The organism is Brevundimonas sp. NIBR11 (genome assembly GCF_027912535.1).
GTDB lineage: Bacteria > Pseudomonadota > Alphaproteobacteria > Caulobacterales > Caulobacteraceae > Brevundimonas.
This window is the reverse complement of record NZ_CP115465.1, coordinates 1,761,996-1,782,907: the sequence shown is the minus strand read 5'-3', so window position 1 is coordinate 1,782,907 and position 20,912 is coordinate 1,761,996. Positions and strand designations below refer to the sequence as shown.

General features: G+C 68.1%; 20 protein-coding genes. 7 read left to right on the top strand and 13 right to left on the bottom strand.

Features of this window, described 5'->3' with window-relative positions:
* Positions 1-164: 164 nt before the first annotated feature.
* Together O5O43_RS09100 and O5O43_RS09095 are read left to right on the top strand one after the other, a co-directional pair.
* Entirely contained in the window at positions 165-884 is a 720-nt protein-coding gene (locus tag O5O43_RS09100) for a glutathione S-transferase N-terminal domain-containing protein (RefSeq protein ID WP_271083572.1), read from the top strand.
* A gap of 199 nt (positions 885-1,083) precedes the next feature.
* Positions 1,084-1,395, top strand: a complete 312-nt coding sequence (locus O5O43_RS09095; protein WP_271083571.1) for a sel1 repeat family protein — start codon at positions 1,084-1,086, stop codon at positions 1,393-1,395.
* 310 nt (positions 1,396-1,705) lie between these two features.
* Here the strand turns inward: O5O43_RS09095 and O5O43_RS09090 are convergent, their stop codons facing one another.
* Positions 1,706-2,431, bottom strand: coding sequence for a polysaccharide biosynthesis/export family protein (locus tag O5O43_RS09090; protein ID WP_271083570.1), 726 nt, complete (start codon positions 2,429-2,431; stop codon positions 1,706-1,708).
* Positions 2,432-2,524: 93 nt separating this feature from the next.
* Here O5O43_RS09090 and O5O43_RS09085 point away from each other — a divergent pair, with 93 nt between their 5' ends.
* A complete protein-coding gene (locus O5O43_RS09085) occupies positions 2,525-3,991 on the top strand; it encodes a Wzz/FepE/Etk N-terminal domain-containing protein (RefSeq protein ID WP_271083569.1) in 1,467 nt (488 codons plus the stop codon).
* A 70-nt stretch (positions 3,992-4,061) separates the two neighbouring features.
* Complete coding sequence (locus O5O43_RS09080) at positions 4,062-4,742, top strand: hfsB (RefSeq protein ID WP_271083568.1); 681 nt, start codon at positions 4,062-4,064, stop codon at positions 4,740-4,742.
* Here O5O43_RS09080 and O5O43_RS09075 read toward each other — a convergent pair.
* From O5O43_RS09075 to O5O43_RS09050, 6 genes are all read right to left on the bottom strand, one after another.
* Positions 4,723-5,664 (bottom strand): glycosyltransferase family 2 protein, encoded by a 942-nt coding sequence (locus O5O43_RS09075; RefSeq protein ID WP_271083567.1) that lies wholly within the window; start codon positions 5,662-5,664, stop codon positions 4,723-4,725. The genes O5O43_RS09080 and O5O43_RS09075 overlap by 20 nt on opposite strands.
* Complete coding sequence (locus O5O43_RS09070) at positions 5,664-6,599, bottom strand: glycosyltransferase family A protein (RefSeq protein WP_271083566.1); 936 nt, start codon at positions 6,597-6,599, stop codon at positions 5,664-5,666. Before O5O43_RS09070 ends, O5O43_RS09075 begins: the two co-directional genes overlap by 1 nt.
* On the bottom strand, positions 6,596-8,044 hold the full coding sequence (locus tag O5O43_RS09065) for a lipopolysaccharide biosynthesis protein (RefSeq protein WP_271083565.1): 1,449 nt from the start codon (positions 8,042-8,044) through the stop codon (positions 6,596-6,598). Before O5O43_RS09065 ends, O5O43_RS09070 begins: the two co-directional genes overlap by 4 nt.
* On the bottom strand, positions 8,044-9,618 hold the full coding sequence (locus O5O43_RS09060) for an exopolysaccharide biosynthesis polyprenyl glycosylphosphotransferase (protein ID WP_271083564.1): 1,575 nt from the start codon (positions 9,616-9,618) through the stop codon (positions 8,044-8,046). The genes O5O43_RS09065 and O5O43_RS09060 overlap by 1 nt, the downstream gene beginning before the upstream one ends.
* A 58-nt stretch (positions 9,619-9,676) precedes the next feature.
* Positions 9,677-11,422, bottom strand: coding sequence for a class I adenylate-forming enzyme family protein (locus tag O5O43_RS09055; RefSeq protein ID WP_271083563.1), 1,746 nt, complete (start codon positions 11,420-11,422; stop codon positions 9,677-9,679).
* A 213-nt stretch (positions 11,423-11,635) separates the two neighbouring features.
* Positions 11,636-12,526 carry a LysR family transcriptional regulator gene (locus O5O43_RS09050; protein WP_271083562.1) on the bottom strand — a complete coding sequence of 297 codons (891 nt, stop codon included), beginning with the start codon at positions 12,524-12,526 and terminating at the stop codon, positions 11,636-11,638.
* A 127-nt stretch (positions 12,527-12,653) separates the two neighbouring features.
* On the opposite strand from O5O43_RS09050, the gene O5O43_RS09045 reads away from it, so the two are divergent.
* The 3 genes from O5O43_RS09045 to O5O43_RS09035 all read left to right on the top strand — a co-directional run bounded on the left by O5O43_RS09045 (position 12,654) and on the right by O5O43_RS09035 (position 14,887).
* Positions 12,654-12,983, top strand: a complete 330-nt coding sequence (locus O5O43_RS09045) for a nuclear transport factor 2 family protein (RefSeq protein WP_271083561.1) — start codon at positions 12,654-12,656, stop codon at positions 12,981-12,983.
* On the top strand, positions 12,980-13,768 hold the full coding sequence (locus O5O43_RS09040; protein ID WP_271083560.1) for an SDR family oxidoreductase: 789 nt from the start codon (positions 12,980-12,982) through the stop codon (positions 13,766-13,768). Before O5O43_RS09045 ends, O5O43_RS09040 begins: the two co-directional genes overlap by 4 nt.
* Before the next feature lie 174 nt (positions 13,769-13,942).
* Entirely contained in the window at positions 13,943-14,887 is a 945-nt protein-coding gene (locus O5O43_RS09035) for a hypothetical protein (RefSeq protein ID WP_271083559.1), read from the top strand.
* A 9-nt stretch (positions 14,888-14,896) separates the two neighbouring features.
* On the opposite strand, the gene O5O43_RS09030 is transcribed toward O5O43_RS09035, so the two are convergent.
* The 6 genes from O5O43_RS09030 to O5O43_RS09005 are packed head-to-tail and all read right to left on the bottom strand — an operon-like array spanning position 14,897 to position 20,904.
* Positions 14,897-15,775 carry an RDD family protein gene (locus tag O5O43_RS09030; RefSeq protein WP_271083558.1) on the bottom strand — a complete coding sequence of 293 codons (879 nt, stop codon included), beginning with the start codon at positions 15,773-15,775 and terminating at the stop codon, positions 14,897-14,899.
* Complete coding sequence (locus tag O5O43_RS09025; protein WP_271083557.1) at positions 15,765-16,778, bottom strand: stage II sporulation protein M; 1,014 nt, start codon at positions 16,776-16,778, stop codon at positions 15,765-15,767. Before O5O43_RS09025 ends, O5O43_RS09030 begins: the two co-directional genes overlap by 11 nt.
* Positions 16,775-18,091 (bottom strand): DUF58 domain-containing protein, encoded by a 1,317-nt coding sequence (locus tag O5O43_RS09020; RefSeq protein ID WP_271083556.1) that lies wholly within the window; start codon positions 18,089-18,091, stop codon positions 16,775-16,777. The genes O5O43_RS09025 and O5O43_RS09020 overlap by 4 nt, the downstream gene beginning before the upstream one ends.
* Positions 18,088-19,044, bottom strand: coding sequence for a MoxR family ATPase (locus O5O43_RS09015; protein WP_271083555.1), 957 nt, complete (start codon positions 19,042-19,044; stop codon positions 18,088-18,090). Before O5O43_RS09015 ends, O5O43_RS09020 begins: the two co-directional genes overlap by 4 nt.
* On the bottom strand, positions 19,031-20,257 hold the full coding sequence (locus O5O43_RS09010; RefSeq protein ID WP_271083554.1) for a DUF4350 domain-containing protein: 1,227 nt from the start codon (positions 20,255-20,257) through the stop codon (positions 19,031-19,033). The genes O5O43_RS09015 and O5O43_RS09010 overlap by 14 nt, the downstream gene beginning before the upstream one ends.
* A complete protein-coding gene (locus O5O43_RS09005; protein WP_271083553.1) occupies positions 20,254-20,904 on the bottom strand; it encodes a DUF4129 domain-containing protein in 651 nt (216 codons plus the stop codon). The genes O5O43_RS09010 and O5O43_RS09005 overlap by 4 nt, the downstream gene beginning before the upstream one ends.
* Positions 20,905-20,912 lie beyond the last annotated feature (8 nt).

Below are 20,912 nucleotides of genomic sequence, written 5' to 3'. Positions count from 1 at the left end.
CCCCGCACGCCGATACTCCGGCGGCTCTCGAGCAAGGTCGGACTTTGTCCATGAACGGCGGCTGAACGATCTCTCGGGCGCTTCTGACGGCATGTGACGGGCTTGCGGCCACATTCGCTCGCGCCCAGATCGAAGGTCTGATTTCACCTGCCGGAGACGCCGTCATGACCGCCCCGATCGAGCTCTGGTACTGGCCCACGCCTAATGGATGGAAGGTTTCCATCGCCCTGGAAGAGATGGGGCTGGCCTATGAGATGAAGCCGGTCAACATCGGCGCCGGCGAGCAGTTCACGCCGGAGTTCCAGGCCATCAGTCCGAACGGCCGGATGCCCGCCATCGTCGATCCGGACGGGCCGGGAGGCAAGCCGATCTCGATCTTCGAGAGCGGGGCGATCCTGCAGTATCTCGGTAACAAGTCGCGCCGCTTCTACCCGACTGATGTGCGGCAACGGGTCGAGATCGACCAGTGGTTGTTCTGGCAGGTCGGAGGGCTCGGGCCGATGGCGGGCCAGACCCACCACTTCCGCCAGTACGCCCCGGCCATCGTCCCGGACCAGAGGCAGATCGCCTATGGGGTTCGCCGCTACACCGACGAAACGCACCGGCTGTATGGGGTCATGGACCGACGGTTGAAGGACCGGGACTATCTGGCGGGGGACTATTCCATCGCCGACATGGCGGCCTGGCCATGGATCCTGCCGCAGCTTCAGGGGCAGGATTTGGACCATTTCCCAAACCTGAAGGCTTGGGTCGAGCGGGTCGGGGAACGGCCAGCGGTCAAGGCCGGGCGGGCGCTTGGCGACGAGATGCGGCGAAATCTGGCGGCCTCCGGCAAGGCGGCGGAAGAGGCTCGCAAGGTGCTGTTCGGGCAACGGGCGCGTTAAGCTTCACAGCATCAAGGTAAACGCCGCCTTGACGGTATATTTCGCAGGTCTGAATCGACTTCGCAGTATTCATTTTCCCTTTACTGAAAAGACTTTGCGTCCCGCGCCGCTGTTAACTTTAACTTCAAACCGGGGGTATTTGATCACGATCGAGGGGCGGGTCCAGAACGGACGTCCGCCATCGCAAAGGACGACCGTGATGAACGCGCAAGAAACCGCGCCGGAACTGCAAAACGAGGTCGAGGCGGCTCCGCTGCCCCTGCCCACCGCCGACATGGACGGCGACGCCCTGTTCCGGCTGGGCATGATGTACTCGTCGGGATCGGGCGGCTGCCCGATGGACCGGGTCTCGGCTCACATGATCTTCAACCTGGCGGCCATGAAGGGCTCCATCGAAGCGCGCGTCTATCGCCGCGAGATGTCCGAAGAGATGGAACGCGACGAGATCGCCGAAGCCCAACGCGCCGCCCGTCGCTACATCGACGCCGGCGTGGTGACGCTGGCGGCCTGACGCCTTCTTAGCGCGCTATCGCTCGACGCGCCGCGTCTCGCTGCTTGAGCGTGGCGCCGGGGAGGTTTCGTCCGTTTCGTCATGTCGAATGCATCGTGACGAAACATGACGAACCGTGACGAAACGGACGAAATCCGTGGTCGTGTTCGCACTCTCCGCGAACCGTGGGGAGCAGTATACCCCAGCCGGAGACCAGGGCGCGTTCGAGGGCCGAAATGGACCTCAAATCAGGCGTGGCCGTGTTTGGCGATGCTAGAATATTTTTATCTTCGACAGGAATCCGGCCGTCGGACTGGACGCCGGGCTCGGGTCAGAACTGCTGATACTGGCCGTTGATCGTGTAGTTGAAGCCGACCGGCAGGGCCGCCTTCACCTGGGTGAAGAAGTTGGCCAACTCGCCCAGCGTCGAGCGCGGGACGTAAAGAAGGTCGCCGCGCCGCAGGGCCACGACCTCTCCGCGCCGCTGGCGCAGATCCACCACCCGCATCATCCGAATCCCGCCGGGGCCGCGACGGATCAGGGCGACCTGCTGCGGGCGAGCACTGGGCAGGAAGTCGCCGGCCTGGACGATGGCCTGGTAGGCGTCGATGTCGCCGTTCATGTCGTAGACGCCGGGGGTGCGAACCTCGCCGGCGACCCACACCTTCATCGGTCCAGCCGTCTTCAGCGTCACCTCGACCACAGGCCGCACCAGCTGGGAGGCGTAGGCCGCGCTGAGTTCGTATTCGAGTTCCGAGATCGTCCGGTCCGCCGCCATCGCCTGACCGATCAGAGGCAGGGCGATGCGGCCGTCGGGGCCGACCCGCAGGGTGCGGGTCAGCTCGGTGGCCGTGGGGGTGGCGACCTCGATCTCGTCGCCCGGATAGAGCAGGTACTCCGGCTCTTCCTCGGTCCAGTCGGCGAAAGCGATGTCGTCGAAGTCGCCGCGCTGGATGCGGTTCGGCGCCAAGGAACTCTGTCCGCTGGCGCACCCCGCCGTGGAGGAGGCGAAGAGGGCGGCGCCCATGGTCCACAGAATCTGACGCCGATCGAACATGAGGGGAACCTTACCCGTTATGGGTAACGGCTGGTTAACGCCGACAGGCGAAGGATCGCAAACGGTTCACTTGCAACGGATTCGCCAGTTCTCATGCGTTCGTCGGCCACTACGACAGCCTATGTCTCGGCCCGGCCACGCTATGGGCTGTTCGATGTCGTCGGCCTGTTGTTCCGCGAACTGCTGCTGATGATCCTGGTGTTCGTGCTGGTGCTGGGCATCGGGGCAGCGGCCGTGATGACGCTGAAGAAGACCTATACCGCCGGAGCGAGCCTGCTGGTCAGTCCGGGGCAGGAGTACGTCTATCAGCCGCGCGTGGGCGGGATGACCGATCGTCAGTCGCAGCCGCCCGCCGTGGGAGAGGTGGCGCAGGCCGAGGCCAACATCATCAGCTCGCGCGAGGTGAAGCTGAGGGCCGTTCGTGCGCTGGGCCTGCCGTTCTTCCAGAAGCCGGGCAAGGTGAACACCGATCCTGTGGCCAAGCAGGAGGGCGACGCGATCAAATTCATCAACGACGGCCTGACCGTCTCCACGACACCTCAGGGCGCGATCATCGGACTGCAGTTCGAGAGCGATAATGCCGAGAAGTCGGCGCGGGTGCTGAACGCCATCATCGACCAGTATCAGATCTATCGCCGGGAGGTGTTCCGCGACGGCACGACTGAGGCCATCCAGACCCAGCGCCGGGTTTTCGAGGACGAACTGGCCGACGCCGACAACGCCTATGAACAGTTCCTGGCATCGAACGACATCGGTGACTTCGCGGCCTCCAAGGCGGCTCTGGCGGCGACCTATCAGTCGACCCTGACGGAGAAATTCTCGGTCGAGAATCAGCTGAACCAGGCCGCGCGGCGGCTGGTGACGCTGGAGGCCCAGCAGGAGCGCACGCCGGCAGAAGTGACGTTGCAGCAGGATCTGAATGTTTCGGCTCAGGACCAGATCCTGCAACTTCGGACCGAGCGGGAGCAGTTGCTGGCGCGCTATCAACCCGACAGCCAGCCGGTGCAGGACATCGAGGCGCGCATCGCCGGGCTGCAGCAATATGTGGCGTCGGGTACGACCGTGGGGGCCAAAGAGGTCCGTCTGGGGCCGAATCCGGTCTGGACGGAGCTGGAATCGACGCGGATCACGACCGTGGCGGAGCGGGATTCGCTGACGGCGCGGTTGTCGTCGGTGAACCGGCAACTGGCCGAAATTCTGGACCGTCAGGCGCGGCTGACGCGCGAGGAGAGCCAGAACGCGACCCTGACGTCGAACCGCGACGTGCTGACGGCCTCGATCCGGGAGTTTCAGCAGCGCGAGACCCAGAGCCGTGCCGACAACGGTCTGGTCGCGGCGGGCGCCGACAATGTGCGGGTCATCGAGCGAGCGGCGGCGCCGACGCGGGGCACCAGCCTCAAGCTGCCGCTGCTGGCTCTGGTGGTTCTGTTCGCCGGGTTCACCGCCCTGTGCGTCGGTCTGCTGCGGGTGTTCACACGCCGGGGCTATGCGACGCCGGCCATCGCCGGACGGACGCTGGAGATGCCGGTTCTGGCCGTCGCTCCGATGAAGGCGGTCTGAGATCGCCGTGTTAGCGTGATAGGCGAAAGTTCAACGCGTACCGATTCGTATGGTCGATCTCACATCTGAAATGGCGAGCCTCTGGGCGGCGCTGGGATCGGCCCCCGCTCACCGCGGACGGGTCATCCAGTTCGCTTGCGCCAATACCGGCGAGGGGGCCTCCACGGTCGCCCGCGAGTTCGCGCGGCTAGCGGCGGTGCGGGCTAGGAAGCCCGTCTGGCTGGTCGACGCCGACCTGGCCCAGCCGTGGCAGCAGGAAGCGGTGGCGGCGGAGCCCGAGCGGTTCGGAAGGCTGGGTGCGGCGGCGGCCTCATCGCCGGACGGATCGAGCTTCTATGCCGTGACGCCTCCGGTCACGGGGCAGGACAGGAAGCCTATCGGCCCGGCGCGATTGATGACGGCGCGGCCGTGCCTGGGCGGTCGTCTGTGGGTCACGCGGTTCCGGGCCGAGGTGTTGCGGTCCGGACAGCGGGCCGAGCCGCTGCCGGATCCGCGCTACTGGGACGCCATGAGGAAGCATGCCGACACGGTGGTGATCGACGCCCCGGCGGCGGATCGCAGCGACCTGTGCATCACGCTCGCGCCCTATGTCGATGCGACGGTCCTGATCGTGGCGGCCGAGAGCACGGCGGCGAACGAGCCGGTCATTCTGCGCGACGAGATCGAGGCGGTCGGCGGGCGGATCGCGGGGGTGGTGGTGAACCGCTCCACCTACAGGCCGCCGGCCTTCCTCAGGCGGCTGACGGGCTGAGCCGGTCCAGGCGGGCGAGTTCGCGCGTGCCGTAGAAGTGGGGCTCGAACCCCTTCATCCAGAAGATCTTTCCGAGGCCCCGAGCGGCCTTGTCCATCAGTTCGGCGCGCGAGGGATGGGCGATCACGGTGGCAGCGATGGCGGCGAGGCCCCAGAGGGCGGTCTGGACGGCGCCTACGATCATCCATTTGGCGACGGCGGGCCAATCGCGGGCTTTGGCGGCGGTCTGGCTGGGGCCTTGGCCATAGGCGAAGGCGCGCGACAGGGCGTAGCGCATGGTAGCGCGGTGGGGCGGAGCGAACTCCTCCACCCAGGCGTCGGCGGCCCAGCCAAAGGTTCCCCCGCGCGCTCCCAGGGCCGCGAACAGGGCGTCGTCCTCTCCGCCCGACTGATCGGCCGAAGCGTCGAAGGGGGCGGGACCGGGAAGCGCCGTGGCGCGAACCATCAGTGAGTTGCCGCAGCCCCAGGGCTTGTCGATGCGCTGGGTGGTCGAGGGGCCTGCGCGGCCGAAAAAGGCCTCCAGATAGGAGGTCGCCCAGCCGGTGTCCGCGGGCACGCGACCGGAGATGGGGCCGAAGACAACGTCGGCGTTTGTCCGGTCGAGGGCGGTCAAGAGGGCGGCGAGCCACTGTGGCGATGCGGCCTCGTCGTCGTCGAGGAAGGCGATCAGGGGGGCGTCGGTCTCTTGCAGACCCGCGTTGCGCGCGGTGGCGACGCCCGGGTGGGGCTCGTGCCGGTAAATCAGAGGGCAGGGGCTCTCGGCGGTCAGGCGCGTGGCCGTGTCGCGGGCCGTGGCCTGGGGGTCGTTGTCGACGACGACGATGGAGGCGATGGGGGCGGTCTGCGAGAACAGGGACCGCAGGGCGCGCTCCAGGCTCTCGGGCCTGCGCAGGGTCGGCACGATGACCGACACGAACGGCATCAGACGGCCTCGGCGTAGAGGGCGGCGCGGTAGAGGCGGAGCGAGAATGCGCGGGCCTTGGTCGGGACCCAGGGCGTCGTCGCGGCCCGCTTCATCAGGGGGCGGATGCGGTCGAGGACAGGAACCTTCTTAAGCAGCCGTGCGGCCTTGTAGCTGGGGTAGCCGCCGACAATGTCGGGATGGCGGGCGACGACGCGGCCGAAGTTTCCGGCGGACTGTTCGTACTTGCCGGCGAGGGCCTCGACGGTGTCCAAGCCCATGTGGGTGGCCGGGTTGTCGACGTGGACGACAGTGAAGCGGCGCGAGACGCGCATGGCCCACTCCACGTCCTCCCAGCCCCAGCCGGAGAACTCGGCGTCGAAGGTCTCCGCCTCGAAGACGTCGCGGCGGACCAGGAGGTTGGAGGTGAAGACGTATTTTTCGGGCGTGCGGGCGCGCTCCTGATACGGGACGCAGTCGCTCTTCAGGGCCATGGAGCGGTGGACCGAGAAGCGGGCGTCGGTCGGGGCCTGCAGGAGGGAGAAGCCGCCGAAGGCGACGGCCGGGTCTTCGCGTGCGACCAGGTCGGCCCAGGTCCAGACGAAGCGGCGATGGTCGGGGCGCATGTCGCTGTCGAGGAACAGCAGCGAGCCGCCGCGTGCGGAGTCTGCGAGGCGGTTGCGGCCCTTCGAGCGGCCTTCGTTCTTCGTCAGGGTGATCAGGCGGGCAGGGAGGGCCATGGCCTTGATCTGGGCCTGCAGGCGGGCGGTCAGGTCGGGGTCATTGGTGCCGTCGTCCATGACGATGACCTCGACGGCGCCGGACACGGACGCGGCCTCCTCGTCGAGCAGTCGGAGCAGCTCGGACGGGTCGTCGCACAGGAAGGGGATCAGGACCGAGACGGCGGGTTTCGCCCGCCGGCGTGCAGCGTTGTCGGTGAGGATGGGGCGGCTCATGCGGTCGCACTCCGGTTCAGGCGGGCGCCGATCAGGCGTTGGGCGAGGTCGCGGACCCCGGCGGCGTTCAGGGTCATGGCGACGACGCCGTAGACCACGGCTCCGACCCCGGCCTTGAGGATGAGCTCGGGCACGCCGCCAAGCGCCGGCAGGGGCAGGACGGCGGCGGTCATGGCGAGGCAGGCGACGCCGCAGCGGATCAGGGTATCCCAGGGGATGGGCATGGCGACGATCTTGCGACCCATGCCGATGGAGGCGGCGATGCCGATGGCGAAGCTGATCGCCGTGGCGAGGGCGGCCCCGTGGACGCCCATTCGGGGCACGAGGATCAGGTTCAGGATCACGTTCGACGCGGCCGGAATGCATAGCGTCAGCAGCAGGCGGTCGGTGCGACGGCCCAGCACGAAGGACTGGCTGAGATAGTAGGCGGTGCAGCCCGACAGGAAGGCGGACAGAGCGATCCAGGGGGTGACGGAGGCCGCGACGGACCGAAGATCCTCGCCGATCATGAAGTCCGCCAGCGGGCGAGCGACCAGGGCCACGCCGACCGCAGCGGGCAGGCCGATCAGGATGAAGGTCGAGGCCTGTTCGCGGGCGGCCTTCATGAAGGCCTCGCGGCTGCCGCGCTCCCACGCCATGATCAGGGCGGGCGTGCCGGCGGCGCCGAGCCAGATGAAGAGGACGTCGAGGGTGCGGTTCGCGAGGCTGTAGCCCGCGTGATAGGCCCCGACGGCGGCCGGGCCCATGTAGATCTCGAGCAGGAAGCGGTCGGTCGAGGCCATGATCAATGAAAGGCCCAGACCCGCTGCGATGGGATAGCCATAGCGGGCGTAGGCGCCGAGGCGGTCACGGTAGAGGACCCCGCCGCGCGCCTGTTTCAGCTCGTTGGGCAGGACGAAGGGCAGGACCAGCAGCGGGCCGACGGCGAGGCCGATCAGGGGCGATGCCGCGCCGACGCCGTGGAAAGCGCACCAGGCGCCGATGGCGAAGCCGCCGAGCGTCACCGCGATGTCCATGCCGGCGGATTTCGTGACCTCACCGGCGGCGCGGAAGCGCTCCTGGGCCAGTTTGGCGAGGCAGCGGATCGGCATGCCGACGAGGCCGGAGGCGATGGCCAGCTTCAGCCCCTCGCCGATGGGGGAGATCCACAGCATGACCGCCGCGATCGGGAGGACAGCGGCGCTCATGACCGCGGCGGAGCGGTACAGGGTCAGGAAGTGGTCGGCGAGAGACTGGCCTTCCTCGGCGGCCCAGAAGCGCGCCATGGCGGCTTCCAGCCAGCTGAAGGTCACGACGTGGAACAGGGTCATCACCGAGAAGGCGATGGCGTATCGGCCGAAGTCCTCGGCCGACAGCAGGCGGGTGAAGACCACGATGGCGCCGAAGCCCACTAAGCCCTGGATGATGTTGGCAGGCAGATAGCCCCAGACGCCGCGCCAGAACATCAGCGGATCGCCGCGCGGTCGCCCAGCAGGACGGGAACGGTGACGAACATCACCCAGAGGTCGAGCCACAGGGACTGGCGCTCGATGTATTCGATGTCGAGCTGAACCCGGCGACGGACGTCCTGGGCGCTGTGCAAGGGGCCTCGCGAGCCCTTGATGGCGGCCCAGCCGGTCATGCCGGGCTTCATGCGGTGGCGGTGGGCGTATTCGGCGACGAGGCGGGCTGACTCGACCGCGCCGGTCTTCATGCCGATGGCGTGGGGGCGCGGGCCGACCAGCGACATTTCGCCCTTCAGGACGTTGAAGATCTGGGGCAGTTCATCGAGGCTGGTCGAGCGGATGAATTTGCCGACGCGGGTGACGCGGTCGTCGTCGGTGGTGACCTGACGGCTGGCGGTGGCGTCGGCGGCCTCCTGGCGCATCGAGCGGAATTTCCAGACCACGATCTCTTCGTGGATGAAGCCGTGGCGACGCTGGCGGAAGAAGATCGGGCCGGGGCTGTCGAGGCGGATGGCCAGCGCCGTCAGGGCCATGATCGGGGCCAGAAGGATCAGGGCGAGCGTGCCGATGACGAGGTCCTGGATGCGCTTGTTGAAGGCGCGACGGTCGTCGTCCACACGGCCGTCCAGCGAGGCGAGGGGCGCGCTGGCAAGGCGGTCCAGGGCGGCGCCGCGTTCGCGCTCATCGACCGGATCGACCAGCAGGGTGACCTCGTTGGGCAGGGCGGACAAGCGGGACGTCAGTTCGCGGACGCGCTTTTCGGCCTTGGGGTCGATGGCCAGGACGATCTTGTCGACATAGGGCGTCATCCGGTGCGTCATCAGGGCCTCGGCGTCGCCCAGCACTGGGACGCCGACGACGCTGTCGGGATTGCGGGCCAGACGGTCGTCGAACACGCCCAGGACATTGATGTCGCGTCGCTTCAGCGCGTCCTTGATCAGGGTCTCTGCGTGGCGGGTCGCACCGACCAGGACGATGTTGGGCGTCAGGGCGCCCTTGGCCCGCCAGCCCGCGACGAGGTCAGACCAGCCCATGTGCAGGACATAAAGGCTGACCGTGATCAGGGCGGTCCAGACGATGTAGACGGCCAGGTCCGCTCCGCCCGCGAGAATGGCGTCCATGACGACGGCGCCGATCCCGCCCGCGACGGTGACCCCGGCGACTGCGGCGAGATGCAGCGGCGTCTGTTGACCCCGCATGAATCGATAGAAGCCGAGCGAGCGCATCAGCCCCAGCACCAGGGCGGCGCCGACCGCGAAAGGCAGGGCGGCCGCCAAGGAGGCGGAGAGCAGGCCGCCCGGCGTCATGGCCCAGACCATGGCGACGGTGATGGCCGCGACGACGGCGACATCGGCGCTGCGAAACCAGTGGACGGCCAAACGCGAGGCGTGACGCTGGCGTGCGTTCAGCCAGACCTCGGGCCGGAAGGGGCCGCGACGGGCGGCGCCGTCGGCTTTCGCTTCAGCCACGGATCGGGCTGCGAGGGCCTGAAGTCCCGGCGCGTCAAGGCGTGCTGGCGTGTCGCCTGCGTCGGAAAGCGCCGTCGCACGGCCGATATCGATGGCGCTTGTCATGAGCGGCATCCTGCACAGGGGCCGTGGATGTCGCGTTAACGTCCGGCGTTTTGCGGACTCACCCGCGAGCGGCCAGCCACGTCTTGAGTTCCGGCTTCACCACCTTGCCCGCAGCGTTGCGGGGCAGGGGGTCAGGGGTAATGATGATCTCCGTGGGGACCTTGAAGGCGGCGAAGCGGGACGCGACCAAGGTGCGAAGGGTCGCCGGATCGACCGTCTCACCGGGCGCGAGGGAGATGAAGGCGATGGGAACCTCGCCCATCACCGCGTCGGGCTTGGCGACGAGGGCGGCCTCCGCGACGGCCGGATGCTCGAACAGGACGGCCTCGATCTCCTGGCAATAGATGTTCTCGCCGCCCCGGATGATGATGTCCTTGGCGCGGTCGACGATGAAGCAGAAACCCTCCTCGTCGATGCGGGCGAGGTCGCCGGTGCGGACCCAACCGTCGACGAAGGTTTCGGCCGTCGCCTCGGGCTTGTTCCAGTATTCGCGCACGACGTTGGGACCATAGGCCAGTAGTTCGCCGACCTCGCCGACAGGCAGGTCGCGGCCATCGGCGTCGACCACCTTGATCCGGCCGACCGGAAGGACGGGGCCGCAGCTGTCGGGGCGGTTGAGATAGTCCTCGCCGAGATGGTGGGTATGGGTGGCGGAGGTCTCGGTCATGCCCCATCCGGAACCGGCCTTGGCGGGTGTCGCCTGTTCGATCTGGCGGACGAGATCGGTGGGGGCCGCTGCTCCGCCGTAGGCGACGGTCTCAAGCGACGACAGGTCGTAATCGCCGCGCCTGGGGTGCTGAAGGATCTGGATGGCCACGGTCGGGACGCCGCCGATCATGGTGATGCGTTCGCGCTGAACGAGGGACAGCGCCTCTTCGGCGTCGAAGCGTCGCTGACAGACGAGCTTCTGGCCGGTCACAAGGGCGGGGATCAGCACAGCGTTGCAGCCGGTGGTGTGGAAGAAGGGGATGGAGACGAGACCCGACTTCTGCGGCGCGGCCGGATCGAGCGCCGGGGGCGTCTCGCCGCGCCGAAGGTGGGAGCGGCTGAGGGAGAAGACGCCGGCCATGACGCTGTAGCCCGCATTTCGATGGGTCCCAAGCGCACCCTTGGGCGAGCCAGTGGTTCCGGAGGTGTAGAAGATGGTCGCCGCGTCCTCGGGGGCGAGCGGGACGGCGGGCATGTCGCCGGGCGGCAGGGCGGCCCAGGTCGCGCTCTCGCCGATGATCGTTTCCAGGCGGGCGATGCGCGGGTCGGCGGTCGCCGGCTCACCGCGAGAGACGAGGACGTGGCGGAGGTCGGGAAGGTCCGTCAGGGCGGCGCCGATCCGCTCCAGCCGCTCGATGTCGAGAAGGGCGACGACGCTGCCGGAATCCTTCAGGCCATAGGCCAGCTCGGCCCCGCTCCACCAGGCGTTCAGCGGCGTGACGACGGCGCCGACGAGGGCGGCGGCGAAGAAGGCGACGGGCCATTCGGGCAGATTGCGCATCGCGACGGCGACACGGTCGCCCGGCCGGACGCCGCGCGCCTGAAGATCGGCGGCGAGGGCAAGGGTCGCGCGAGCGAAGGCCTCGAACGTGGCCCGCTCCTCGCCGTAGACGAGGAAGGTGCGGTCGCCGTAGGCGCGACCGGCAAGGAAGGTGTGTATCAGGGTCGGCGGGCCGTTCTTCCAGATCTTCTGGGGACGGCCGTCGATCTCGGCGTCGACGACCTCCAGCAGCGACCCGGGGGCGGTCAGCAGGGCCGTGGCCTGGACGAGGCTCATGGCGGGCCAGGCGGGCTTGGGCGATGCGGTGTCGGTCATGCGGGCTTCCTGCCTTGCGTCTTCGCGACGACATTGGGTCAATCTACGGCATCACGGAAGCGAGCGCTGGACAATGTCGATCGTATCCAGTCGTGCGCGTGAGCGGTGTAGGACAAGAGGGTCAAGCATCTCCGTCTGGTCGCCTCGGCCCCGTCCGAGCTTTTCTCAGCATCTTGAGAGCCAATCCGAAGTGCCAGCCTTGGGCGATCGCGGTCAGACCTGGCTTCGCGCGAAGTCGATGAAGGCCCTGAACGCAGCGGTCGGATTGCGCCGGCTCGGATAGTAGAGGCTGAGCGGCGACTGGACCGGCGTCCAATCCTCGAGAACGCGCACAAGCCGGCCAGCCTCGATGTCGTCCCGCACGTCGGATTCCATCGCCAGCGTCAGACCGACCGATGCAAGCACCGCGGTGCGTGCCAAGCCCGCCTCATCGAGGGTGAGGGGGCCCTGGACGTCGATCTGAACCAGATGCCCGTCCTTCTCGAATGGCCAGCGAAGGATTGCGCCGTTGGGAAGCCGGACGCGGAGACAGGAATGCCGCGCGAGATCCTGGGGGATGAGAGGCGCGCCTCGCGCTCCGAGGTAGGCGGGGGCGCCCACGACGACATTTCGCCGCGCGAACCCCAGAGGCAGGGCGATCATGTCGACCGGCACACGGTCGGCGCTCCGCACGCCGAAGTCGAAGCCCCCGGCGACGATGTCGACCATCCGGCCCTCTGTCACCACGTCGACGTGAACCTGGGGGTGCTCGCGTATGAACGGCAGAATCAGGGTGGAGAAGATTTCCCGCGCCGCTGTCGGAAAGGCGTTGATGCGCAGCGTGCCCGACGGGGTGGTCTGTCGCGACCGCACGCCGTCCATGGCCTCATGGATGTCCCGCATGGCCGGAGCGATCTGGGCGACGAACTGCTGGCCCGCCTCCGTCAGAGAGACGCTTCGCGTCGTCCGGTTGAACAGGCGCACGCCGAGTGCCCGCTCCAGCTTCCCGACCGCGTTGCTGAGGGCGGTCGTTGAAACGCCGAGTTCCAGCGCCGCAGGGCGAAATTTCCCGTAGCGAGCCACCATCAGAACGGCGTCCAGATCCGACAGGCTGTTCCTGGCCATTGTCCCGATTTTCGAGATTACGCGTGCCGTCTTGTCCCGATTATCATGCGAACTGTCCAGTCCTATCTTGGCGGCATCGAGATCGCAGCCGTTCCGGCCGCGGCCGCAGCCGAAAGACCATACCTCGATGTCGCCCGACCTTCCTGCCCCGATCGCCGACTTCGTCTCGGCCAACGCCCGACTGGACGTCGACGGCATGCTGAAACCCTTCGCCGCCGATACTGTCGTGCTGGACAACGGCCAACGTTTCGAGGGCCACGCCGAACTGCGCGCTCTGTTCGAGAAGGCGATGGTTCCGGTAAAGGCGATCTTCTCCCCCGAGACCGCCCGTCACGAGAACGGCAAGGTCGTGGTCGAAGGGCCGGCCCACGGCGATTTCCCGGGCAGCCCGATCCGCTTCACCTACGCCTTCACGCTCCAGGACGATATCATCAAGGCCCTGGAGATCACGGCATGAGCGGCATGATCGATCCTGCCGAATTTGCCGGCAAGCGCGTGCTCGTTACGGGTGGAACCAAGGGTCTGGGCCGCGCCACCGTCGAACGGTTCCTGGCCGGCGGCGCGCGGGTGATCACCTCGGCCCGCTCGAATCCCGACCCGATTGGGGGTGTCGAGTTCGTTCAGGCGGACCTCACCACGGCCGAGGGAGGCGAAGCCGTGGCCAAGGCGGCCTTGGAACGTTTCGACGGCATCGATGTCCTTGTCCACGTGATGGGCGGGTCCGCCACGCCGGGCGGCGGCTTCGTCGCCTTGACCGACGAACATTGGCTTTCCGAGCTGAATCTGAACCTTCTGGGCGCCGTGCGTCTGGACCGCCTTCTGATCCCGCAGATGATCGAACGAGGGGTGGGCGCGGTGGTGCATGTCACTTCGATCCAGTCCGTTCTGCCTCTGCCCGACGCCACCACCGCCTATGCCTCGGCGAAGGCGGCGCTCAGGACCTACAGCAAATCCATCTCTAAGGAGCTTGGTCCCAAGGGCGTGCGTGTGAATACGGTTTCCCCCGGCTGGATCATGACCGAGGGGACCGATGTCTTCCTCAAGCGCATCCAGGAGGCCAACGGCGGAACGCTGGAAGACGCCCGCCAGCTCGTTCTGGCCGGCCTTGGCGGCATCGCGATCGGTCGCGGAGCCGAACCCTTCGAGGTTGCGGAAGCCATCGCCTTCCTGGCCTCGGATCGTGCTTCGTCGATCCACGGTTCGGAGTTGGTCGTCGACGGGGGCACCGTGCCGACGGTCTGAAGCGGCTTCGCCCACCATGGTTGAGGCCCGATGCCGGCGGCGGGCGATCCCTCAGGTGGCCTGCCCGAACGGCGGTTCCGCCGCCGCGCCGTTCCCGCGCCACGAGGGGTTGTGCCTGCCGGATCGCCGGGTGATCCTCGCCGGCAATCGACGGGAGGCGAGATGCGCGGCCATGTGACCACATTCGAAGAAGGCGCCGACGGAGGGACCATCACCGGCGACAATGGCGAGGTCTATCGGTTCAGCGCAGGCTCGGTCCGCTCGGCCCCGCCTCTCGTCGCCCGGCAAAGGGTCGATTTCATCGCCCATGAAGGCGTCGCGACCCAGATATTCGCCATGGACGGACCGCCGGCCGCCAAGCCGGCGTCGGCCTATGGGGACTTCGATCTGGGGCGGGTGATCCAGCGAACCTTCAAGGCCATCAGCCAGAACGGCGTGACCTTCCTGATCGCATCGGTCATCCTGGTCGGCCTTCCCAGCGTGATGCAGGTCTATGGCCAGTCGCTGCTCGTCCAGGCCCAGTCCATGGAGGGGTTCACGATCATGGCGATCAGCTGGGTGCTGTGGATCATCGGCGCCTACGTTCTTCAGGGCATGGTGGTGAAGGTCACAGTGGCCGGATTCAATGGCAAGGCGATGAGCATTGGGACAGCGTTCGCGGCGGGGATCAAACTGTTCCTGCCCTTGCTGGGCGTCGGCATCCTGGTCGGGTTCGGCACCTTCCTCGGGGCCCTCCTGCTGATCGTTCCCGGGATCATCCTCGCGGTGATGTGGTCGGTGGCGACTGCGGCGGTCGTGGTCGAGAGTCGCGGCGTCACCGAGAGCATGCAGCGCAGCCGCGAACTGACGAAGGGACACCGCTGGTCGATCTTCGGCCTGGCCGTCATCCTGTTCGTGGTCTCGATGATCATCGGCCTGCTGGTCGGCGGCATAGGCGCCGCGACGGGCGGCGGGTTCATGACCGGACCGGTGAACATGGGCCTGAACATGGCGACCACCGCGATCAGCAACATCCTGACCAGCGTTGTCGGCGCAGCCGGCGTGGCGGCCCTGTATTACGAGCTGCGAAGCGTCAAGGAAGGCGTGGGGCCGGAAGAACTGGCTTCGGTGTTCGACTGAGGCGCCCCGTCAGACGTCGTGCTTGTCGCGGCGTCTGACGCCCATCAGCAGACGCTGTTCCAGCCGCCCGCGCAGGGCGGCGTAGTAGGCGGCGAGGAAGTCCTCGTCGCGGTGGTCGAAATCTCTTCGCCAGCCGATCTTGGTAACGATCCGGTCGGCGACGGCCCGCATCGTCTTGCGGTCGCGCTGACGCAGAACCGTCTCCAGCACGTGCAATTCCTTGGCCCCGTAGGCCTCGAGCTGGGCGCGTTCGAAGGCGAATTGGTCTAGCCGTTCCGCGCCATCGTCGGCCATGTCGCGGGCCAGCTTGCGGCGCGGCGTGCGCACCACCCAGGTGCCGCCGACCAGGTCGCCGGCCCGCAACCGATCCTTGTTGAACAGGGGGAAGAAGACGAAAATTCCGGCCCAGACGACGCCCAACAGCCACATCCAGCTTTCGGCGCCGCCCTGACCCGCCCGGCTGACCAGAAGCGACAGGGGCAGGAACACTTCCAGTTCGCGCATCGCATTGCGGGCGAAGACCGATTCCGCCCTCAGCCTTCCGCCGTCGCGCGAGGCGACCCGGAGGCCGAACATCCGCTTGCCGGGCGTGGCGGCGGCGGCCGACAGCTCGAAGGCGGTGAAGTAGAAGTTCCGTAGCAGGAAAAAGACCAGCAGCCAGATCACGGCCATGACCTCGACGCCGCCGATCCCGCTGGCGGCGCCGGCGCCGATGCCCATCAGGACGGTTGCGATGGTGATGCCGATCAGGACGGCGATGATTATCGCGGCGTCCATCAGGAAGGCGGCCGCGCGCTGGCCGGCATCGCCGATGTTCAGGCGCAGATCGACGCCCTCCGGAGTGACGAAGACGCGCTCGGTCGACGCCGCCATCGGTTCAGTCGCCACGGAAGGCCCTCCCGCGCGGACCGTAGAAATAGGCGGCCCAAACCATGGCAGTGACGGCGGCCACGGCGTAGCGGACCCCGGTATCGACGATCAGTTGTCGCCCGAACCCTTCCAGCAGGCCGGCGGCGAACAGCATGACGACCACCCCGCCCATGCAGACGGCGGCGGTGCGTCCGGCGGCGACGGCGGCGTCCAGGCGCGACCGGTCGCCGGGAAAGGCGACGGCCCATCCGATCTTCAATCCCGCCGCCCCGGCCAGGGTCACGGCGAACAGCTCGGTCACCCCGTGGATCAGCATCCAGCCGCCGATCTCGACCCCCAGACCCCGGCTGGCGAAGAGGGCGACGAAGGCCCCGATCATGGTCCCGTTGTAGACCATCAGCAGGGCGGTCGGGATGCACAGGGAGAAGCCGAGGGCGAAGGCCAGGATCGCCACCTGGGCGTTGTGGGTGAACAGATAGGCGGCGAAGACCGACAGGCCGTCCTGCGCCTCCGATCCGTCGAGGGTGGCGCGCAGGGTCTCGGTCGAGGCGGCGGGGTCGCGACCGCCGGCGAGATCGGCGGGCACGAAGGCATAGAACCAGTCGGGCTCGACGGTGACCAACCAGGCGCCGACGACGACGCCCAGCAGCATCAGGGCGCCCGAGGCCAGGGTCTCGCGCCACAGGCCACGCACCGAAGCCGGCCAGTCGTTGGTGAAGAAGCGGCCGAGGCGGTCCTGCAGCGTCGCTCGCGACCCGTAGACGAAGAAGTAGGCGCGGGCCGACAGGGTCTCGAGGAACTGGACCAGTCCCTGATCCAGCGAGGTCTCGCGCGCAACCGACAGAGCCGACAGGGTCGAGCGATACAGGACGGGGATGGCGAGGATTTCCTCGTCGGTCAGCTTGGCGGCCGAGCCCTTTTCGACCCGGTCCATCAGCTTTTCCAGGCGCGCCCAGTCGGCCTCGCGCTCGCGCCGGAACCGCTGGCTGCGCAGGGTGTGGGGAGAGGAAACGTCGGTCACAACAGGTCCCTGCGCTTCAGGTCGAGATAGGCGTTGAGAACGTCCGGACCGATGCGGTCGGCGGGCGCCTCGACGATGTGGACGCCCATGCGACGCAGACGGTTCAGGACCAGCTCGCGCTCGCGCAGCAGTCCGCCGGCGACGACCGAGCGGGCGACGTCCTCGGGCGCGACGGGCTCGGCGGCGGTCAGACCTTCGAGTTCCTCGTCACGCATGACGACGAACAGGACGAGGTGGCGACGCAGCAGCCGACCCAGGGATTCGATCATCAACTCGGCGGAGGTCGAGTCGGCGAAATCGGTGAAGACCACGACCAGCGACCGTCGCTTCAGCCCGCTGGCCAGGGTGGCGAGGGCCAGGGTGTGATTGGTCTCGTGCGTCGAATAGTCGATCCGGCCGGCGACGGTCTGGAGCGTGCGCTGGGCGTTCAGGCCCGAGAGCGGGCCGGTATCGACGCGGGCGACATTGTCGAAGGCGAACAGGCCGGCCCGGTCGCCTGATCGGAGGCAGGCGTAGCTCAACAGCAGCGCCGCATGGATGAACCGGTCCATGCGCGGCATGCCGCCGACCGGTTCGGAGGCCACGCGGCCGCAGTCCAGCGCCATGATGACGTTGTGATTGCGTTCGGTATGATGCTCCTTCGCCAGAAGCGAGGCGTGGCGGGCGGACTGTTTCCAGTCGATGGCGCGGCGGTCGACGCCGGGCTGATAGTCGGTCAGGGCCTGAAACTCGGAGCCTTCGCCGAGCTGGACCTGAGACTTGGCGCCGAACATGGCGTCGCGTGCGAACAGGCGGATGGCCTGGTCGCGGACCAGCTGGATATCGGTCAGAACAGCGACCGGCAGGTTGAGGGCGAAGGCCTTCTGTTTGGTCGCGAGGCCGAGCGGACCGACCCAGCGCACCCACAGGGTCTCCAGATCGACGGCGCCGCGCCGTTCGGGCTTGAAGGGAAAGTCGAACCCGGCTCGGCCCTCCTGCAGCGCCGTGCGGACGGTGCGGTCGGTCAGGCCGAGGCGGGCGTCGGCGGAGACTGCGGCCTCCACCTCGCGCGGGCGCGGACCCGTGTCGTCGAAGCGGACGACCAGTTCCGCCGACCCGGGACGGCCCACGGCGGCGAGGACGGTGGGCAGGGGATCCAGCCGCAAAGCCTTGCGAGACCCCGCGCGCGCCGCGTCGATGGCGGTCAGGGCGGCGACGGCGAGGATCCATACGACGGCGACCTGCCAACCCTGCGGCATCAGCACGCCGAGCAGCAGGGCGACGGGCGCGCCCGCCGCCATCAGGATCACCGCTCGCCGCGTCGGATAGATCACCGGGGTGCGGCCACTCGCTCGACCAGACCGGTCAGGACCTGATCCACGCGACGCCCTTCGATCTCGGCCGCCGGCGAAAGGACCAGACGGTGACGCAGGGCCGGGACGGCGAGGATCTTCACGTCGTCGGGGATGACATAGTCGCGGCCGTCCAGCGCGGCGCGGGCTCGGGCGGCGGCGGCCAGCATGGCCCCGGCGCGCGGCGAGGCGCCGGTCTCGACGTCGGCGGAGTCTCGCGTCGCCCGGATCAGGTCGGCGACATAGGCGACGACCTCGTCGGTCAGCCGGACCCCGGCCACGGTCTGGCCCGCCGCATCGATGGTCGCCCCGTCGGCGACGATCTCGACTCCGAGCGAGACGGGATCCATCTGGCCGGTCCGCGCGCCCTGGGCGGCGATGATGGCGCGCTCCTGTTCGATCGTCGGATAGGACAGGACGTGTTTGAACAGGAACCGGTCCAACTGGGCCTCGGGCAGAGGATAGGTGCCCTGCTGCTCGATCGGGTTCTGGGTGGCGACGACGATGAAGCGGTCACCGAGCGCGTGCGGCTGTCCGTCGATGGTGATCTGACGCTCCTGCATGGCCTCGAGCAGGGCTGCCTGGGTCTTCGGCGGGGTGCGGTTGATCTCGTCGGCCAGCAGCAGCTCGCAGAAGATCGGGCCACGCGTGAGGGTGAAGCTGGACGTCTGGAAGTTGAACAGGTTGGACCCGATGATGTCACCGGGCATCAGGTCGGGCGTAAACTGGATGCGGCCGTAGTCGAGGCCCACGCTGCGCGCGAAGCTGTGTGCCAGCAGAGTTTTCGCCGTGCCGGGAGGACCCTCCAGCAGGACATGGCCGCCGGCCATCAGGGCGGTCAGCAGCAGGTCGACCGCGCCGTCCTGACCGATCACCGCCTTGCCGATCTCGGCGCGGATGCGGTCCGCGACGGTCTTCACTTCATTGACGTGCACGGGTCATCTCCTGGGTCCAGCGGTGGAGGTCACGGGCGACGCGGATCAGGTCGCCCCGGGTCTTGGCGGCCTGGGCGTTCATCGCCAGGGCGGTGTAGGGCTTGCTTACGCCGGCGAGGACGCCGACCCGGTCGAGAAAGGCGTCGAGGGCGTCTCCGGCCAGATCGCGCGGCGCTCCGATCGCGCGGGCGACGGCGGCCCGGACGAGACGGGCGTAGGGCGCGCCCATGTGATGTTCACGCTTCGCCATGCGGACGAGGGCTGCGGTATTGTCGGCGAGGGCGCGCTTGCCCAGAGCGACGACGCGGCGGTTCCGGCGCGCCGGGCCGTAGCGAACCGCCGCCTGCCAGCCGGCCAGGAGCGTCAGCGCCAGCAGCACCAGGGTCATGCCGAGCAGCGGCGGCTCCAGCAGCAACCGGCCGAGGTTGCGGGTGCGCTGGAAGCCATGCAGCGTGAGGTCGAACACGACCGGTCCGTCGGGCGCGCGCAGGGCGTCCAGCATCGCGATCGCCGTGCGCGCTCCCGCAAGGGATTTGAGGCCCTGCGTGTTCAGAAGGTCGGCGTCCGCCAGCACATAGAGGCCGGTCTCTCGATGGGCGGCCAGGACCGTCCTGCCCTCGTCGTCGGTGATGACCGCCATCCACTGCGGGCCGCCGAGCGTGCGGTGGGTGTCGATGACGACGGGCTCGTCGGTGAGAGGCGTATCGCCGGCGCGTCGCAGCAGAACACGACGGCTGCCGGTGGCATCGGACAGGGTCGTGCCGCTCCGGACCTCATCCGGCAGCACCGACAGCGCCTGTTCCGGCGAAACCACGCCGAGGGTGGAGACCCACCCCTTGTGATCGGGCAGCGGGGCGTGGCTCCATTTGGGCAGGACGACGAGGACCGAACCCTCGTGCCGAATGTCCTCGATCCGCTCGGGCGGCGTTCCGACTGTCGGGGTCAGGATCAAAAGGCTGTCGATCGCGCCGTATCCCAGAGGTCCGCGACTGAGCACGACCGGCGTCCCTGTCGCCCGCAGCAGACGGGGCAGGGCGGCGTAGCCGATCAAGGAGCGTGACAGGGCGTGGGCCTCGCCGTCGTCGCCCGACTTGAGCTCCGGCGCATAGGCGGACAGAACCCCAAGCCCGGCCAGGGCGACGACCCCGACGATCAGGACCACGATCACGGTCAGCGGCGAGAAGGCGCTGCTTCCCCTTGTCGGCAGACTCATGACCGCCATCCGGCGGGCAGGGCGAAGTCCTCATAGGCGCGTCGGCAGTCGGCGAAATCGCGGGCGTCGACGGGGCGGCCGCCGAACAGGCTGCGCTCCACCACCTGGGCGATGTGGACGAAGGCCGGACGGGCGGCCTCGGGCAGGGACGAGGTCCCGGCGATCTCGCGCGTCGTCAGGGAAACCTTGATGGCCCGGGGCGCGCGCTTCTCGATGTCCTCGACGCTACGCATCAGCAACAGGTGCGCTGCCTCGGCGTAGCGTCCCTCTGCCGCCAGATCGTCGGCGCCAGCCAGCAGATTGCGCGCGGTCGCCTCGTCCGGTCGCCATTCCGATTGGTCGACCGCGACGACCGCCTCGGCCTTCGAGCGCGGCATGCGCAGACGCAGGATCTCGCGGACGATGAACCAGGCGATCATCGCGACGACCACGGCCAGTCCTACCCAGAAGACGATCTCCAGCAGAGGCGCGATCGCACGCAGGGCCTCGCCGACCCAGTTCAGCCAGCCTGGGACCTCCGGCGGCGTGAAGCCGGTGCGGTCGAACTGCAGCCGGTCGTCGGCGATGAGCCTGGAATGCGCCTGCGCCAGCGTGTCAGGCGCCGGGTCGGTGTTCTGCTGCACGGGGAGGCGGGCGGTCAGGAGCACCCGCAAGC

Bases quoted from the DNA above. Each gene is read 5' to 3' on its own strand.
- O5O43_RS09100 (WP_271083572.1), top strand. From the start codon at position 165: ATGACCGCCCCGATCGAGCTCTGGTACTGGCCCACGCCTAATGGATGG.
- O5O43_RS09095 (WP_271083571.1), top strand. From the start codon at position 1,084: ATGAACGCGCAAGAAACCGCGCCGGAACTGCAAAACGAGGTCGAGGCG.
- O5O43_RS09090 (WP_271083570.1), bottom strand. From the start codon at position 2,431: ATGTTCGATCGGCGTCAGATTCTGTGGACCATGGGCGCCGCCCTCTTC.
- O5O43_RS09085 (WP_271083569.1), top strand. From the start codon at position 2,525: ATGCGTTCGTCGGCCACTACGACAGCCTATGTCTCGGCCCGGCCACGC.
- O5O43_RS09080 (WP_271083568.1), top strand. From the start codon at position 4,062: ATGGCGAGCCTCTGGGCGGCGCTGGGATCGGCCCCCGCTCACCGCGGA.
- O5O43_RS09075 (WP_271083567.1), bottom strand. From the start codon at position 5,664: ATGCCGTTCGTGTCGGTCATCGTGCCGACCCTGCGCAGGCCCGAGAGC.
- O5O43_RS09070 (WP_271083566.1), bottom strand. From the start codon at position 6,599: ATGAGCCGCCCCATCCTCACCGACAACGCTGCACGCCGGCGGGCGAAA.
- O5O43_RS09065 (WP_271083565.1), bottom strand. From the start codon at position 8,044: ATGTTCTGGCGCGGCGTCTGGGGCTATCTGCCTGCCAACATCATCCAG.
- O5O43_RS09060 (WP_271083564.1), bottom strand. From the start codon at position 9,618: ATGACAAGCGCCATCGATATCGGCCGTGCGACGGCGCTTTCCGACGCA.
- O5O43_RS09055 (WP_271083563.1), bottom strand. From the start codon at position 11,422: ATGACCGACACCGCATCGCCCAAGCCCGCCTGGCCCGCCATGAGCCTC.
- O5O43_RS09050 (WP_271083562.1), bottom strand. From the start codon at position 12,526: ATGGCCAGGAACAGCCTGTCGGATCTGGACGCCGTTCTGATGGTGGCT.
- O5O43_RS09045 (WP_271083561.1), top strand. From the start codon at position 12,654: ATGTCGCCCGACCTTCCTGCCCCGATCGCCGACTTCGTCTCGGCCAAC.
- O5O43_RS09040 (WP_271083560.1), top strand. From the start codon at position 12,980: ATGAGCGGCATGATCGATCCTGCCGAATTTGCCGGCAAGCGCGTGCTC.
- O5O43_RS09010 (WP_271083554.1), bottom strand. From the start codon at position 20,257: ATGAGTCTGCCGACAAGGGGAAGCAGCGCCTTCTCGCCGCTGACCGTG.